This window comes from Bradyrhizobium sp. LVM 105 (genome assembly GCF_003957705.1).
Classification (GTDB): Bacteria; Pseudomonadota; Alphaproteobacteria; order Rhizobiales; family Xanthobacteraceae; genus Bradyrhizobium; species Bradyrhizobium frederickii.
The window spans coordinates 1-15,613 of record NZ_QZMV01000030.1 but is presented as its reverse complement, the minus strand read 5'-3'; the positions used below and the strand labels follow the sequence as shown (position 1 = coordinate 15,613).

General features: G+C 62.3%; 11 protein-coding genes and 6 pseudogenes. 10 read left to right on the top strand and 7 right to left on the bottom strand.

Annotation, left to right across the window (positions count from 1 at the left end):
* Positions 1-38 precede the first annotated feature (38 nt).
* Entirely contained in the window at positions 39-1,787 is a 1,749-nt protein-coding gene (locus D6B98_RS37105; protein WP_164719115.1) for a methyl-accepting chemotaxis protein, read from the bottom strand.
* A 218-nt stretch (positions 1,788-2,005) separates the two neighbouring features.
* Between D6B98_RS37105 and D6B98_RS37100 the strand changes: the two genes are divergently transcribed.
* The 6 genes and pseudogenes from D6B98_RS37100 to D6B98_RS42075 all read left to right on the top strand — a co-directional run.
* On the top strand, positions 2,006-2,752 hold the full coding sequence (locus D6B98_RS37100) for a YebC/PmpR family DNA-binding transcriptional regulator (RefSeq protein WP_126261898.1): 747 nt from the start codon (positions 2,006-2,008) through the stop codon (positions 2,750-2,752).
* Between the two features lie 209 nt (positions 2,753-2,961).
* Positions 2,962-3,489 carry a crossover junction endodeoxyribonuclease RuvC gene (gene ruvC, locus D6B98_RS37095; protein WP_126261897.1) on the top strand — a complete coding sequence of 176 codons (528 nt, stop codon included), beginning with the start codon at positions 2,962-2,964 and terminating at the stop codon, positions 3,487-3,489.
* Between the two features lie 142 nt (positions 3,490-3,631).
* Complete coding sequence (gene ruvA / locus D6B98_RS37090; RefSeq protein ID WP_126261896.1) at positions 3,632-4,249, top strand: Holliday junction branch migration protein RuvA; 618 nt, start codon at positions 3,632-3,634, stop codon at positions 4,247-4,249.
* The gene (gene ruvB, locus D6B98_RS37085) at positions 4,246-5,304 is read left to right on the top strand and encodes a Holliday junction branch migration DNA helicase RuvB (RefSeq protein WP_126261895.1); all 1,059 of its coding nucleotides are present in this window, start codon (positions 4,246-4,248) and stop codon (positions 5,302-5,304) included. Before ruvA ends, ruvB begins: the two co-directional genes overlap by 4 nt.
* Positions 5,305-5,429: 125 nt before the next feature.
* The gene (locus D6B98_RS37080) at positions 5,430-6,350 is read left to right on the top strand and encodes a metallophosphoesterase (RefSeq protein ID WP_126261894.1); all 921 of its coding nucleotides are present in this window, start codon (positions 5,430-5,432) and stop codon (positions 6,348-6,350) included.
* Positions 6,351-6,420: 70 nt separating this feature from the next.
* A pseudogene (locus tag D6B98_RS42075) lies at positions 6,421-6,501 on the top strand (acyl-CoA thioester hydrolase); the annotation flags it as partial.
* Here D6B98_RS42075 and D6B98_RS37070 read toward each other — a convergent pair.
* From D6B98_RS37070 to D6B98_RS37060, 3 genes and pseudogenes are all read right to left on the bottom strand, one after another.
* Positions 6,483-8,186: a recombinase family protein gene (locus D6B98_RS37070; protein WP_126261893.1), complete on the bottom strand. Its 1,704-nt coding sequence runs from the start codon at positions 8,184-8,186 to the stop codon at positions 6,483-6,485. The pseudogene D6B98_RS42075 and the gene D6B98_RS37070 sit on opposite strands and share 19 nt — an antisense overlap.
* Positions 8,187-8,996: 810 nt before the next feature.
* Positions 8,997-9,973: pseudogene (locus tag D6B98_RS37065) on the bottom strand (nucleotidyl transferase AbiEii/AbiGii toxin family protein).
* Positions 9,954-10,880, bottom strand: coding sequence for a DUF6088 family protein (locus tag D6B98_RS37060; RefSeq protein ID WP_235885232.1), 927 nt, complete (start codon positions 10,878-10,880; stop codon positions 9,954-9,956). The pseudogene D6B98_RS37065 and the gene D6B98_RS37060 overlap by 20 nt, the downstream one beginning before the upstream one ends.
* Before the next feature lie 154 nt (positions 10,881-11,034).
* On the opposite strand from D6B98_RS37060, the pseudogene D6B98_RS37055 reads away from it, so the two are divergent.
* The 4 genes and pseudogenes from D6B98_RS37055 (at position 11,035) to D6B98_RS42065 (ending at position 14,131) form a co-directional block, all read left to right on the top strand.
* Positions 11,035-12,215, top strand: a pseudogene (locus D6B98_RS37055) (DUF932 domain-containing protein).
* A 173-nt stretch (positions 12,216-12,388) separates the two neighbouring features.
* Positions 12,389-12,970: pseudogene (locus D6B98_RS37050) on the top strand (ParB/RepB/Spo0J family partition protein); the annotation flags it as partial.
* A complete protein-coding gene (locus D6B98_RS42070) occupies positions 12,963-13,118 on the top strand; it encodes an adenylate/guanylate cyclase domain-containing protein (protein ID WP_126261892.1) in 156 nt (51 codons plus the stop codon). The pseudogene D6B98_RS37050 and the gene D6B98_RS42070, both read left to right, overlap by 8 nt.
* A gap of 431 nt (positions 13,119-13,549) precedes the next feature.
* Complete coding sequence (locus tag D6B98_RS42065) at positions 13,550-14,131, top strand: helix-turn-helix domain-containing protein (protein WP_430642534.1); 582 nt, start codon at positions 13,550-13,552, stop codon at positions 14,129-14,131.
* Here D6B98_RS42065 and D6B98_RS37035 read toward each other — a convergent pair.
* From D6B98_RS37035 to D6B98_RS37025, 3 genes and pseudogenes are all read right to left on the bottom strand, one after another.
* Positions 14,125-14,667 (bottom strand): annotated as a pseudogene (locus D6B98_RS37035) (transposase); the annotation flags it as partial. The gene D6B98_RS42065 and the pseudogene D6B98_RS37035 overlap by 7 nt on opposite strands.
* A gap of 16 nt (positions 14,668-14,683) precedes the next feature.
* Positions 14,684-14,869, bottom strand: a pseudogene (locus D6B98_RS37030) (IS256 family transposase); the annotation flags it as partial.
* A gap of 75 nt (positions 14,870-14,944) precedes the next feature.
* Positions 14,945-15,592, bottom strand: coding sequence for a hypothetical protein (locus D6B98_RS37025; RefSeq protein WP_126261891.1), 648 nt, complete (start codon positions 15,590-15,592; stop codon positions 14,945-14,947).
* Between the last annotated feature and the right edge of the window lie 21 nt (positions 15,593-15,613).

Sequence of the window (15,613 nt, the reverse complement as noted above, 5' to 3'; positions counted from 1 at the left end):
GAGGATGATTCGGGGGCGGCGTCTTGCCTGAGCGTGCACTAGAGTTTGTAGGCGGTGCGGAATCCGCCCCAGTGCCGGCCCTGCACGCGGATCGGGACGTCGATCTCGCGCATCATCACGGTGGTGCCATTGCCCATGTCGCGCGCATAGGTTTGGACCAGGTACGATCGCAGGTTGCGCGCGGCGGCGAGCCCCGCCGGATCGTTGAATATCCGCCGGTTGCGGCTGTTGGCCGTATTCCAGGCGACGTCGCCCGGCCGCTGCGGATGCGAATAGATCTTGTTGTGTACCGGCAGGAAGCCGTTGCGGTCGACCATGGCGCAGAACGCCATGCGCTGGTCCTTCGCCAGAAAGGCTTCCTGGAACGGCGGCAAGGCCCGGTCGGCCCAGTCGAGATATTTCGTGCGGTATTGCTGCGGATTGGTTCCGGCGATCTCGGCATAGTCGGTGTCGAAGAGGTCGTCGATCCTGACTTCGCCACGCGCAACCGCCTGCTCGAAGATCCTGGTCAGCGCGTTGCCCGCCTCCATCGCGCGGGTGACGAACTCGGTGTTCTCCTCGTGGATCGACCAGAGCTTGTCCTCGATCTTTTCGCGGAGCTCGGCATCGGGGCCGGCGAACTGCGCGTGGGCGCCGGCCTTGGACTGCTCGATCACGCGCAGGCGACAGGCGCCGACGTCTTCGAGGGTGCCCTCGATCATCGCTTGCGGTGCGAGACGGCTGGCGTCCGCGCCGCCGATCAGCGCGCCGTCCATCGAGATTTCATAGACCGGCATCACGCCGCGCGTGGTCTCGAACTTGAGATGGCAGGGCAGCCGCTCGGTCTTGCGGCGATCGTCATGCTCGCTCTGGCGGAGCAGCACGGCGCAACGCGACTTCAGCTTTTGCGCGAAGGTGGTGACGGCCTTGCCGGCACTGGCCACGTTCTCGCCGTGGCTCTCGGCCGCCTTGGTCGCGGCATCGATCTCGGCCGCGCTCTCGCCGACCGAGACGATGAACTCCGAGGCGCTCGCGGCATTGCCGGAGACTTCGCTGGTGGTGGCGTTCTGTTCGGCAACCGCCCCGTTGACGGTCTCGAAGACCGGGCGGATCGCCTCGATCGCCTGTGAGATGCGGTGCACGGCATCCGCAGAGCCGGCGGCGTCGCGCTGGAGCGCGTCGATCTTCTTTGTGATCTCTTCGGTCGCGCTTTGCGTCTGCACCGCGAGCGCCTTGACCTCGGTCGCGACGACCGCAAAGCCTCTTCCCGCAGCGCCCGCGCGTGCGGCCTCGATCGTCGAATTGAGGGCGAGCAGCGTCGTCTGCCGCGCGATCTGCGCGATCAGATTGACGACGTTGCCGATGGCGGCAGAGGATTCGCGCAAGCGGTCGACATTGGCGCGGGCTTCCTGCGCCGCGGCGCTGGCCTCGTCGGCGAGCTTGCCGGCCTCGCGAACCTGCGCCCCGATTCCCAGCGCGGATTGGGTGAACTTGTCGGCGGCATGGGCGAAAGTGGAGGCGGTCGATTGCGCGGCATTGGTCCGGCCGGTCAGGGCATCGGTGCGGTCGCGGATGGCGGCAAGCGTCGCCGCGGTCGCCTCGGCGCCGCCGGCCACCGAATTGGCGGCGCGTTCGAGCTGGCGGATCATGGCGCCGAGCTCGAGTTCCAGCAGCTCCAGGATTTCCCGCGCCGAATCAGTCTCGGCTGCGGGGGCCGGCTCGGAATGGGCCGCCGGCTGCGGAGCCGCCGGGGCGGTCGCGGGCGCAGCCTGGTCCGGCAGACGCTTCCGAAATAGTCCGAACGCCATCAGTTCTCTCTTGTCGGGGAACGGTCGGGCGCTATTTTCGCAGGCTGGAATGAAATCAGGGTTAACAATGCCCGATCTCTAGGCGCCGGCCGTTACGGCGGCTATCTTTACAGTGCTACCTTGGAGCAGCAGATCCCTTTGATTCCGGTGGGGTGGCGGCCTATAAGGCCGCGCTTCCCACGCTCACCTTTGGCTGACGATTTTCCAAGAGACCACGCATGGCCGGACATTCCCAATTCAAGAACATCATGCACCGCAAGGGGCGGCAGGATGCCCAGAAGTCGAAGCTGTTCGGCAAGCTGGCGCGGGAAATCACGGTCGCCGCCAAGCTCGGCACCCCCGACCCCGCCATGAACCCCCGTCTGCGCGCGGCCGTGATCGCGGCGCGGCAGGAGAACATGCCGAAGGACAATATCGAGCGCGCCATCAAGAAGGCGCTCGGCAGCGACGGCGAGAACTATGACGAGATCCGCTACGAGGGCTATGGCCCCGGCGGCGTCGCCGTCATCGTCGAAGCGCTGACCGACAACCGCAACCGCGCCGCCTCCGACATCCGCTCCTTCTTCACCAAGTCCGGCGGCAATCTCGGCGAAACCGGCTCGGTCTCCTTCATGTTCGACCGCACCGGCATCATCGAATACGACCGCAGCGTCGCTTCCGACGACGCCGTGCTCGATGCCGCGATCGAGGCCGGCGCCGACGACGTCGTCTCCGGCGAAGGCGGCCACGAGATCTACGCCTCGACCGAAGGCTATCGCGACGTCGCCAAGGCGCTGGAAGCAAAGTTCGGCGAGCCGCGTAAGGCCGCGCTGATCTGGAAGCCGCAGAACACTGTCGCGGTCGACGACGAGACCGGCGAGAAGCTGCTCAAGCTGATGGACTTGCTCAACGAGCACGACGACGTCCAGAACGTCTACGCCAATTTCGAGGTGTCGGACGCGCTGATGGCGAAGATGGGCGGGTAGGGCTCGCGTGTCCCGGACGCGCTGCAGCGTGAAACGCTGCTGCGCAGAGCCGGGACCCCTCTTTCTCCGGGTCCAGACGCCTGCTGGACCCCGGCTCAGCAGCGCAGCACTGCGTGCCGCGCTGCGCCCGAGGCACGAGACCCCCTTTCCCCTGTTACTTCTGTTCTGTTTCTGTTTCGCTTCCGGCGGCCAGCCGCTATCACTGGCCCATGACTGCGCTCCCGATTCGTGGCCCCGTTCGCATCATCGGCATCGACCCCGGCCTGCGCCGCACCGGCTGGGGCGTGATCGAGGCTGACGGCAACCGCCTGATCTATGTGGCCTGCGGCTCGGTGGAACCGGCGAACGACCTGCCGCTGGCGAGCCGGCTGCTCGCGATTCATGACGGGCTCGCGGCCGTGCTCTCGAACCATCAGCCGATCGAAGCCGCGGTCGAGCAGACCTTCGTCAACAAGGACGGCGTCGCGACGCTGAAGCTCGGCCAGGCCCGCGGCGTCGCCATGCTGGCGCCCGCAATGTTCGGCATCCCGGTCGCCGAATACGCGCCCAATCAGGTCAAGAAAACCGTCGTCGGCGCCGGTCACGCCGAGAAGGCCCAGATCGCGATGATGCTGAAGATCCTGCTGCCGAAGGCCGAGCCGCCGTCAGCCGACGCCGCCGACGCGCTCGCCATCGCCATCACCCACGCCCATCACCGCCAGAGCACCGCGCTCAGGCTGAAGGTGGCGGGACTATGAGCGGGTACGACGACTTCCCGGCGTCATGCCCGGGCTTGTCCCGGGCATCCACGATCTTTTTCGCTGAAGCCAAGGCCGTGGATGGCCGGGACGAGCCCGGCCATGGCGAGAGAGAAGTGCCCGCCGCATTCGAGGAATCCATATGATCGGCAAGCTCAAAGGCCTGATCGATTCCTACGGCGAGGATTTCGTCATCCTCGACGTCGGCGGCGTCGGCTATCAGGTGCACTGCTCCTCGCGCACGCTGCAGCATCTGCCCTCACCGGGCGAGGCCGCCGTGCTGTCGATCGAGACCTATGTCCGCGAGGATCAAATAAAACTGTTCGGCTTCCGCACCGACCAGGAGCGCGAATGGTTTCGCCTGCTCCAGACCGTGCAGGGCGTCGGCGCCAAGGTCGCGCTCGCCGTGCTCGGCACGCTGGCGCCGGCCGATCTCGCCAATGCGATTGCGCTGCGCGACAAGGCGGCGGTGGCGCGCACGCCCGGCGTCGGCCCCAAGGTCGCCGAGCGCATCGTCACCGAGCTGAAGGACAAGGCGCCGGCCTTCGCCAATGTCGATCCCGCCGTGGTGCATCTTGCCGGTGCCGTCGACGATCAGCGCGCACCACGTCCGGTTGCCGATGCGATCTCCGCGCTGGTCAATCTCGGCTACGGCCAGCCACAGGCTGCTGCGGCGATTGCATCGGCCTCGCGCAGCGCGGGTGAAGCCGCCGAGACGGCGCAGCTCATCCGGCTCGGCCTGAAGGAGCTCTCGAAGTGAGCGATCCCAAGGCCAACCGCATGGTCTCTCCCGAGCGCCGCAGCGACGATGTCGGCGATACCGCGTTGCGTCCGCAATCGCTGTCCGACTTCGTCGGACAGCAGCAGGCGCGCAAGAATCTCTCGATCTTCATCGAGGCGGCGCGCAAGCGCGGCGAGGCGCTGGATCACGTGCTGTTCGTAGGCCCCCCCGGCCTCGGCAAGACCACGCTGGCACAGATCGTCGCCAAGGAGCTCGGCGTCGGCTTCCGCGCCACCTCGGGCCCTGTCATCGCCAAGGCGGGCGATCTCGCAGCGCTCCTCACCAATCTCGAAGAGCGCGACGTGCTCTTCATCGACGAGATCCATCGCCTGAGCCCGGCGGTGGAAGAGGTGCTTTATCCCGCGATGGAGGACTTTCAGCTCGACCTCATCATCGGCGAAGGCCCGGCGGCGCGCTCGGTGAAGATCGAGCTGTCGAAGTTCACGCTCGTCGGCGCCACCACGCGCGCGGGCCTGCTCACCAATCCCTTGCGCGACCGCTTCGGCATTCCGGTGCGGCTGAATTTCTACACGATCGAGGAGCTGGAGAGCATCGTCAGCCGCGGCGCGCGCGTGCTCAATGTCGGCATGACCTCTGACGGCGCCAACGAGATCGCGCGCCGCGCCCGCGGCACGCCGCGCATCGCCGGGCGGTTGCTCAGACGCGTGCGCGATTTTGCCTCCGCAGCCGATGCCGACAAGATCGACCGCAAGATCGCCGACCACGCGCTGAGCGCGCTCGAGGTCGACGCCGCTGGGCTAGATGCCATGGACCGCCGCTATCTCTCGACCATCGCGACGAACTATGGCGGCGGCCCGGTCGGCGTCGAGACCATGGCCGCCGCCTTGTCCGAGCCGCGCGATGCGATCGAGGACATTATCGAGCCTTATCTCATCCAGTGCGGCTATCTCCAGCGCACCCCGCGCGGCCGCCTGCTCACCTCGCATGCCTTCCGCCATCTCGGCATCGCCGAGCCCTCGCGCGATGCTGCGGCACAGTTCGGCCTGTTCGGGACGGACGAGAGCGACGACTGACCTGCGCGAGCCTAGCACCTTCTGTCATCAATTTCCGGTCATCTCGTGCAGACGATCTGCACGAGCGCACCCCAATTCCGCTCCAATCGGACCGCATCAAGAAGGCGCATCTCGATCGGATTTCCATGATCACGCGTCGTCATTTCATTCGTTCCATCGGTGGCCTGTCCGTCCTCGGTGTCTCGACAGCCGCCTATGGCGTCGGCGTCGAGCCGGTGCTGCGGCTCCGCGTCACCCGCTATCATCCGAAGCCGCGGCAATGGCCGGCGGATTTCCCGCTGAAGATCGCCGCCATCGCCGATATCCATGCCTGCGATCCCTGGATGTCGCTGGAGCGGATCGAGGGCATCGTCGAGCGCACCAATGCGCTGAACGCCGACCTCGTCGTGCTGCTCGGCGATTATGTCGCCGGTCTTCACCATGTCACGCGCTTCATTCCGTCGAGGGAATGGGCGAGGGTGCTCGCCGGTCTCAAGGCGCCGCTCGGCGTCCATGCCGTCATGGGCAATCACGATTATTGGGACGACAAGACCGTGCAGCGCACGGGGCGCGGGCCGACGATGGCGCATCGTGCGCTCGAAGCAGCCGGCATTCCTGTCTACGAGAACGACGCGGTTCGCCTCACCAAGGACGGCCGCCCATTCTGGCTCGCCGGCTTGGGTGATCAGCTGGCCTTCCTGCCGGCGCGGCGCTTACGCAGCATGGCGCACTTCGGCGCCGACGATCTCGACGCCACGCTCGCCAAGGTCACCGACGATGCGCCTGTGATCCTGCTGGCGCATGAGCCCAATATCGCGCCGCGCGTGCCCGCGCGCGTCGCGCTGCAACTGTCCGGCCATACCCATGGCGGCCAAGTCCGCCTGCTCGGCTGGTCCCCCGCCGTCGCAAAGCAGCAGGGCATCCGGCTCGCCTATGGCCATATCAGGCTGAAATGCGATCTCATCGTCTCCGGCGGCCTCGGTTGCAGCATCATGCCGGTCCGAGTCGGCGTGCCGCCCGAGATCGTCGAGGTGACGCTGGGAAGGACAGGGCCGGCTGTGTCCTAGCTCCGCTTGCGCCGCCGGCTGTTTTTGCGCAAAAACGGGCCGGTTAGCGACAAGCGAAGAGGCTCGCGACGTGACAGCTCATCTCGACGGCGAGATCCGCGACGGCCGCCATCACATGCAGGTCCGCGTCTATTACGAGGACACGGACTTCCCTGATTTGCCGTTATCGTAGTAGGCCAACATGTCGATTTTTTCTCCCTTGCGTCGGTTTTCCGGGAAAAGCTTCATGCCGCAAAGGGCGGCACTTTTCAGGTAGGGCGTATATTCGTAGGGCATCCGCTTGCGAACTGGATGCACCAAAATGCAGTCAATCAAGTTACGGAAGGCGACGCGGGTTTCGATCGCTTTCGAATTTATCTTGAGCGCGGTGAGCAATTTTTTAACTTCCGAACGGTAAAGCTCGCCGAACTTCGGGTGGTCAAACGGGCTCACGTTCTCGCTGCCGTTGCCCAGCAGCCGCAAGCGCGCATCAACGTTTTCGCGCTCCATATCGCACTCATCGATCCGCTTGAGCAGCTCATCGGGTTTACGACGGCTGTTTGCGATGGCATATGATAGGCGCTCTATCTCGGCAGTTAGCGTACGGCGTCGACGCTCGAGATTGGTGCGTTCGCTAACTTTTTTTCGATCTTTCTTGCGTTCCTCCTGCCAAGCACTCATCGCCTCTTCAATGGCTTTTGGCGAAAGCAATTTCACGTCAATCTTGACGGAAACATCCTCAAGTAGAACGTCCATGTCAAAGCTACGGGTGTGCTCGCAGGTGCCTCGCTGATGCGCGTTGGCGCATGCGGCGCGCGGCGCGCCATTCCGGGACGATTGCGCAATTCGCATAGGGCCGTTGCAAACGCCGCACCGGAGGACACCGGCAAGCGGGTGCTCATTGTTGCGCGGAATCATTGAGCGGCGCTGCGGCTTGCCGGTCGGCCCGAACATATGGACAGCGCGCGCGCTGCGAACCTTCTGCACCGTATCCCAGAGTGCTTGCGGAATGATCCGTAGCTCGGGATTCTTGACGATGATGTGCCGTTCTTCCGGATTGCGGCGCTTCTGTTTCTTCTGCGTTTCCGGGTTGAGAATTGTCGAGCGAACGTTCCAATGTATCTCGCCGATATACAACTCGTTGCCGATAATGCCGCGACCATGACGACCGCCAGTGATGCACTGATGATTCCAAGTGGTGCGACCGGCCTTGTCCTTGTGACGGGTGGCGCCAGGCGAGGGCACACCTTCGTGGGAGAGGTCAGCTGCAATATTTCGGGTTGAACGGCCCGAAGCATATTCCTTGAAGATGCGGAGTACGATCTTTGCTTCGTTCTTATCGATCAGGCGCTCGCCGGGCGCACCAGGCCTCGGCCGATAGCCATACGCGTATGAGCCCGGAATTTTTCCGTTAGCGACAGCGTTGTCATGGCCGCGCCGAACCTTGTCGGCAAGCTGCGGTTTGTAAATCGTGTTATAGAGACTTGCGATGCTGATATCGGTAGCGGTGGCGTAAATGCCTTTCTGATCCATCAGCTCAACGCCGTTGAACTCGAAAACCTGCTTTAGGCGCTGGATCGTTGCGGGATCGCGCGACAAGCGGTCGAAATGCTCAACGATGACCACGTCAAAGTCATGGTTTCGAACACCGTTTAGCAATCGTTGATAGCCGTCCCGCGCATCTTCGGTAAGACCAGACTTTGCGGCATCGACGAATTCATCGATGACATCTAGGTTATTGCGTTCGGCGACCTTTCGGCAGAGCAATAGCTGACCGTCAATCGAGGTCGCCTTTTGCATGTCGCTGGAATAGCGGGCGTATAGTACGGCTCTCATTTTGGGTGACCCTGCCGTCATGCCGTTCCCCTATCGGCTGCCCGTGACATCCTTTTCGTCCCGTGCAATCTGTCGCCCAATGGCGCGCGCCAGCTCAAGCCAAATTTCCTCATTATCGGGATTGTCCCAGCTCTGAGGGTGGGAAGGGTCAAGCGGTCGGATGATCGCCCTTTGCTCCCGAGGCGATCGGATTCGGGTGCGCATTACAAGCTGGCCAGCGGATGTTAACGTAAAGTGCCGGCCCGCGCGACAGCCGGGCGGCAATCATTTGCAGCGCTTGATTCCAGGCTCGATCCCTCCCGTCCCTTTTCCGTGGTTTCATGACCTTCGCCGGCGCGACAATCCGATCTAGATCGTCCTTTGGCCACAGCTTCCGTTGGCTGTGGCCACAACCCGACCGGGATCATTGCAGGATCAGGATGGCGCATGAATTTTGCCCTTTTTGAAGCGCTCGCTTAAATCTCGATCTGCGGGCTGTGAGCCAATTCATGTTGGCCGCTGCAGCGGCAAATGAAAATGAGATTCTTCAGATACATCAATGCCGGGGATCGAGCGTTAGCGCACTCCCGCGATGGTGGTCGTGGGCGGGAGCAGATCTGCTAAGCAGAGCGGAGTAAAAATACTTGCGCGTGACGGCGACGAGTTGATGGGCAGGGAGGCTTCCGCTGCGCTCGGCGACCCGCTCGCATTAGCCTCGCGGGCAGTCAGACAAAGGGAGCATCGGTTCGGGCTAATTTCTTAGTACTTCCCTTGATACCGAGCGTCATTTATCGGCGCGGCGCGCGCCTCAGGAAAAGCGGGCGCAATTCGTCGGAGTGGACGCTTATGGCTTCATCGCGCCTCTCGTTGGCCCCCTCCGTTCTGATTCAGGCGAGCTTCGAGCGAACTGATGCTGGCGAGCACAGCTTCAAAGTTTGGCGGTTCGCCGAAGATCATGCCTTTCATGGCTCTGTAATCGACGCGCAACTGGTCGATCATCGCGTCATGTGGGGCCAGCGCGAACGAACCGGGCGCCGCACTCGCAAGATCAAAGTCCGGTCGATTGAAGAACATGCGGGCATGCGCCGACGCAGTCCGCGCCGAGCTCTGTGTCAGCCATAGCGGCTTCTCCGATCGGGTCCCGAACTAGCTGGTGCAGGTCGTAGTAGTGACGGGACACGCGTTGACCGCCGCCGCGCAGCTCGCCGCGCTGGTCGAACCAGCGGCGCAACCCATGGAGGATGACGACCTTGTCCCAGAAGGTGCGTTATCGGCACATCGCTATTTGGGTCGAGCGCGGATTTTGCGCCTGACTCGATCTTGATCGCCGCCCGCACATAATCCGACCGCGGTGTCGCCGCGGGATACCAGATCAACAGCGTCTGCCCGTCGGGATCGGCCTCGTCGGCTTCCACGCGTGCTGCACCGGCATCGAGGCCGGCAGCCTGAAGCCGATGCTGGAGGATCCGCGTCAACTCAGCGCGCAGCGAGCCATTAATGTAAGCTTTGCAGGCGTCCTTGATTGCATCAAGCCGCTCCCGACGTTTCTTGCCGCTGAGCGCGTCAAGCTCCTCGATGGTCGCCGGCTCGCCGATATCATCCCGAAACACCGTTACGTCTATATCTTCGGAGAAACGATTGATCAGACCGAACCCTTTAGACAAGGATGTTCCGCCTTTGAAAAGGAGGCGCGGTCCTCCCGTCTTCAGGCCATGGAATAAGGCATCCAGCGTCCAGCAGACCCAAAAGTCCTTCTCGATATTCTGGGATGCCGTACCGAGGCGCAGCCCCGACCCGGCCACGAGAACCTCATCGAAAGCCGGGTTCATGCCTACACCCTCCGAGTTGTGCCGCGCGATTGGCGGTTGGCTTCTTCCGCGTGGAGCGTGGTTTCGGCTTCGGACGTGCGACGGCAGGGTGACGCTGACCATCATCACCGTCGCCTCTTCCTTGTCGATGACGATCATGATCACCGCCAGCATGATTAGCATCATCACGATCATCATCGTTATGCCGGCGACCAAGGCCAGCATCGGTTTCGATGAGCGGTTTGAGAAACACCCGCATCCATGTCGGAAGAGCCGACATGCCGGCGGTGAGATCGGCTTTGAGCAGCGGCCCCGCTGTCGGACCCTCGAAAAGCCTGGCGAGCTTGCGCTCGACCTGATCGTTCTCGCCCTCTCGTGTTAAGAGATCCCGCAGCCAATGAAGCGCTTGGACAACGCGCATGGCCGGTCGCCCGGCCCAGAATAGCTTGCTGGCTGCGGTCGGACGAAAGGTGATCGTCACGTTACCAAGCTTTATCGCGCGACGACACGCCTCGGTGTGCACCACGATTTTGGCCGGGACGGCGTCAGTCAAACCCAAATCGTTCGCCGCGGTTATGCCGTCGACAAGCATCCGCGTTCGGTCGCGTCTTCCGACTGCGTCGATGACCGAGCGCGGATCGGGAGGGTTAGGTTTTTGGGTGAGCCTGTTGAAGCCAGGCTGATCGTAGAGCCCGCGATCGATCCGCCTCAGGGTTCCGGCATTCGCTAGCCGCTGCAGCGTCTTATCAACGGCGTCCCGCGAGGAGAGGTCGACGAAGTCACTGGGCGTCCAGACCTTCCGCGGCGCGTCCGCACGGATGCGGTCAAGCATGACGGTCTTGAGGTCGGGCGGGTGGCTGTTCATGTCCGAAAATTGCAGCTCTTTTTCGGACACAGGGCAAGTTTCTTGTCCGAAATAGGTATACAAATTTCGGACAATCTAGGTCACTTGAGGGGGAACGCCTTCCCCTGGCATCCGAGTTCCCGCAATGCTCCCGAAAGAGTGAGGGCGCTGACCGGGTTTTCCGGGACGGGTTGAGGGCTGGAGAAGAGGCCTCCGGCGCCCGTCATGGAGACGACCCATGACCCAAGTCGAAGTTCTTAGCACGGGCCGCGACCGCATCGGCGGCTACAAGGTGGACCTGACCCGCGGTGAGCGTTGGCCGCGTATCCTCGGAGTGGTTCTCGCGGCCGGCGGACGAGCGCTATCTGTCCCTGTCGGACCTTTATGCCGCCGTGCGCGGACGGACCCGCATAGCCGGACCCGGACGGTGGAGAGCGCAGCGATCCGCGTCGAGGCGGATCGTAACGACGCGGAACGGCTGGTGCTAACGTTGCCCGGCTCCGATACGCCTATCGCACCGACCCACTGGAGCTTCGGCCAACTCGCGAGCCTGGTCGGCGCGCCGGCCGCCTACCTCCGGCAGCTTCCGGCGCCGCTCGCTGGCATCAATCTCCAATTTGGCCTCAGCTCTCATCGAGGCGAGCAGGTCAAGACGCTCGAGATCGAAGACGGTCGCGTCGATCTTCGCGCGGTTACGGGGCCCGAATACGGGCGCATTTTTGACCACGAACTCGTGGCGGCCGTTCAGCGCATCGCCGGCAATGGCTCGGGCGACACGCGCTGGAAAGTCCCGGGCGTGCTCGACTGGTCGACCGGCGTCTATAATCCGCATGTCGACATCAGCGAGGATACGACGACTCTCTACGCGTCGAACCGCGACGTCTTCCTGTTCCTGGTCGACGACCTCAACCCGATCGAGGCCGGCCGGCTGCGTGATGGCTCGCCGTGGCTTCTACTGCTGGAATTCCGAGGTGGGTGCCAAGACACTCGGGATGGCGAGCTTCTATCTCCGCGCCGTCTGCCAGAACAGCAATCTCTGGGGTGTAGAGGATTTCGAGGAGATCACCATCCGCCACTCCAAATACGCCGCCTCACGCTTCGCGCACGAGGCGGTGCCGGCGCTGACGAGCTTTGCCAATTCCCAATCAATGCCCCTTCGTCAATGGCATCAGGGCCGCGCGAGAAATGATCGTCGCCCGCACCGACGACGACCGTAGCGAGTTCCTGCGCAAGCGCGGCTTCTCGAAGACTGAGACAGCGAAGTTCATCGAAACGGTGCTGTCCGAGGAAGGACGCAAGCCCGAGAGCGTCTTCGATTTCGTGCAAGGCATCACAGCGGTTGCGCGGGGCAAGACCCATCAGGACGCACGTCTCGATCTGGAGGCGCGCGCGAAAAAGCTGCTCGACCGCGCAGCCTGATACCCGGAAAGCCTGAGATGCGGAACGGCGTGTCTCCGGCTTCGTGCCTTTCCGTTTTTCCTGATCGTCGGTTGGCCGGTGCTGCCCTCAGAGGAAGAGGGCGGTGCTGCGCTTCGTGACGGGTTGGAGGCCCAGAGGAGAGTCTTTGGGCCGCCCGTCGCGGAGTATCACCCATGGCGAATACCGTTCAGAAGATCACCCTCTCGTCCTCGCTCGACATTCCCTTCAATAAGCTCGTGCTCAGCCAGTCAAACGACCGGCGCGTAAAGGCCGGCATTTCCATCGAGGAGTTGGCCGAGGACATCGCTCGGCGTACCTTGCTCCAAAGCATCAACGTGCGGCCGGTCCTCGACTCCGAAGGCACTGAGACTGGCATTTTTGAGATACCGGCCGGCGGGCGCCGGTACCGCGCGCTGGAGCTCTCGTAAAGCAGAAGCGCCTCGCCAAGACCCGCATTGGTGCCTTGCGTCGTGCGCGATCCCGCGACCGACATTCTCGCCGAGGACGACTCGCTCGCCGAGAACATCCAGCGCGCACCGCTTCACCCGCTCGACCAATTCCGTGCCTTCCAGGCTCTGCGCGAGAGGGGCCAGACCGAGGAGGACATCGCCGCCGCCTTCTTCACCTCGGTCAACGTGGTGAAGCAGCGCCTGCGCCTCGCCGCGGTCTCGCCCGCGTTGCTCGAGATCTATGCCGAGGACGGCATGTCGCTCGAGCAGCTCATGGCCTTCACGGTGACTTCCCATCATGCGCAAGGAGTCACGCGGCCTCCCCGGCGAGATCCAAGTATCCGCCCATGTCAGAAAATTGCTGAAAGACCAGTTCCTGTTCGTCGAACGCGGCGCAGTCGAACTGAAAGGAAAGGGTGAGATGCTCGCCTATTTGATGAAGGGACGATACTGATCGAACCCAGCGTCCTATTGTGGGCCTTCTGAGACGAGCGGTCTACTGCGGATTCTGGACAGCGCCAGCAACCGCAGCAGCAAAAACGACATTCAAGCCGTGATTCGAGATTGACCACACGGCTGTTCGCCGTCAGGTCTCTGTGAGACAAATTGAATGGTTTTGCGGAGGGAGGATTTCTGGTTCATGGTAGCCACCAGGAGCGAAGTTGAAGCCAAATCCGGACCGGGCAAAGCGCCAGCAGAACAAGTGCTAAAGGGTCGTCCGTGAAGAATGCGGATTGACCTGAGAGATAGGCAGAAGTTGTCACGATAAAGTATTCGATTTTGCAGGAAAGCTGGGTGTTGGGCCATGCTTTCTTGCGTTTTGGGATTTTGCTTTTGAGCGATTCGTGATTCCCTGACGGCGGGTCGTCGGCATTGGGGAAGGCGATGAGCAAACCGCGTGTGGATTCCGCTCGATGTCGCCCAGCATTCCGATTTGAAGTCGCCCACCCATTCCGAGATGATGTCGCCCGGGTGACGAGGCCTCTTCTGGCTCCCATAGGTCAACCCTTTCGGCTTTGCGAAGGGGGACCCTGGATGCCGACGGAGAGGCTTGCGATGCGCCGTGTGCGCGATGTGATCAGGATGAAGGCGGCCGGGCTGCCGAGCCGCGAGATTGCGCGACGGGTAGGAGCTGCGCCCTCGACGGTGCGGCTGGCGATCCGGCGGTTCGAGGCCGCGGGTCTGACCTGGCCGTTGCCCGACGAGCTCACGGACGCGGCCCTGGAACTTTGCCTGTTCGCCAAGACCGGCAATGGCAACCGGCAGGGTCACCGCCGCATCGCCGAACCTGATTGGACGACCGTGCACCGCGAGCTCAAGCGCAAGCACGGTACGCATACGATGAAGCTTACGATTACCCACATTTTTGAGTCAGAGTGTCGCTCCCGTTGCGATATCGATGAATCGCGACATCCGCGCCACATGATCAGATTCCCTGGTGGCGGATCGTTGGCACGGGCGAGATAGCCGCCGAGCCTGGCGATCTTGATGAGATAATGCGACAATGTCTTTCGTTGTGTGCTGACTGGATTCTTGTCTTTGACGAGCCGATCAAGCAATTGGATCTCACCTTTGGTCAGCACAAACTCCGGTGAGGCATTTGGTGCTGAACGGTTAAGCATCGTCATCCAAAAAATGCGCCAGCTCACAATGCAGAATACCGAGATCAGATTCGTCAATCGCTGAGCGGTCCGCAGTTGCGAGTCCTCTGCCCTACAGCCGGATTTGAGTATCTTGTGGAAGACCTCGATCTTCCATCGCAAGGAATACCATTCGAGTTTCTCGATCGCATCCCCGTGCGATTGCACTGGAAGATCGGTCAGGAGTTTCCATTCAATCTTCTTTCTGTTCTTTGGCGCTCCTCTTTCATCAGCGTGGATCACGGTCAAAGTCAAAGCTGGATACCGCGACTGCTTACCTATCGGTGGCAGAATACGGATTTTACGATACCGGATTTCAAGGACAGCCTGGTCTGGATTGCCCTTGCTATCCTGGACTTCGATCCGGTGGAGACCTTTGACCGTGGCGCACGACGCGCTGGTGGCCGTCCGCGGTCTTCAAATCGGCATGCTGGCCGAGAAAGTCTGCGACTTCGGCCTCGACCGCCTTGGCGAGAAGGGCACGTGCCCCGTTGCGCAAGACTTCTGTGAGTTGATCGTCGAAGATTCCTGGCTGAATCAGCTGGATGACGCTATCGTTGGACACGGCATATCGTTCCTTCGGTGGAGAAGTGGAGGCGTCAAGCACCCCCACGATATGCCGCCTTTCCGATTCCCGCCGTCACCAACTTTCAGCGATAGCTCTCGGCGCTCGAAGTCGAGCGATAATTTCGCCTGCTCGCTTACCGTCCTTAGCGATAGTACTAAGTGCTCGCCGGGCTTCTTCCAGATCTGGCGGTTGAGTGCCCAACCAGTTTAAGGCGGCCTCTGCATTGAGAATCGCGGCTGTGAGCGCGTCGACGACAGCACTATAGGTGCGCACAACCTCTGCTGACGTCTGCAATGGCGCTTCGCCCTTCGCCTTGCGCGGATTTCCTTTTGGTTCGCTGAACCGGCTGCGATGCACCTTGCGCGGCCTTAGGTGCAGAAGGGCGTTTGCAGCCTTGCGGATCAGATCGAGTACCAGGTCGGGCTGGGCCCGCTTGGGGGCGCGGCGGCCGTCGATCTTAAGGACAGTCGAGCGTTTTGTGACAAGACATTGAAGGGCCGGTTGCACGATGCTGGCCTTGCCGCCCAAGATGTACCAACTCGGCTTCCACTTCCAGGACATAGCGCGCTCCTCTATTGGATCATGAGAACGCCTCGGCGCTGTCGGCCGGGGGAACCGTTTCAACGTCGATGGGACGCGAACAGCTCGCTGAGTACCGTCGAAAGTGCCGATCGTTGCGATAGCCAAGGCGCCAGCGACAGGATGGATCAACTTGATCATGAGTATCTTCCCTTCCTAAAA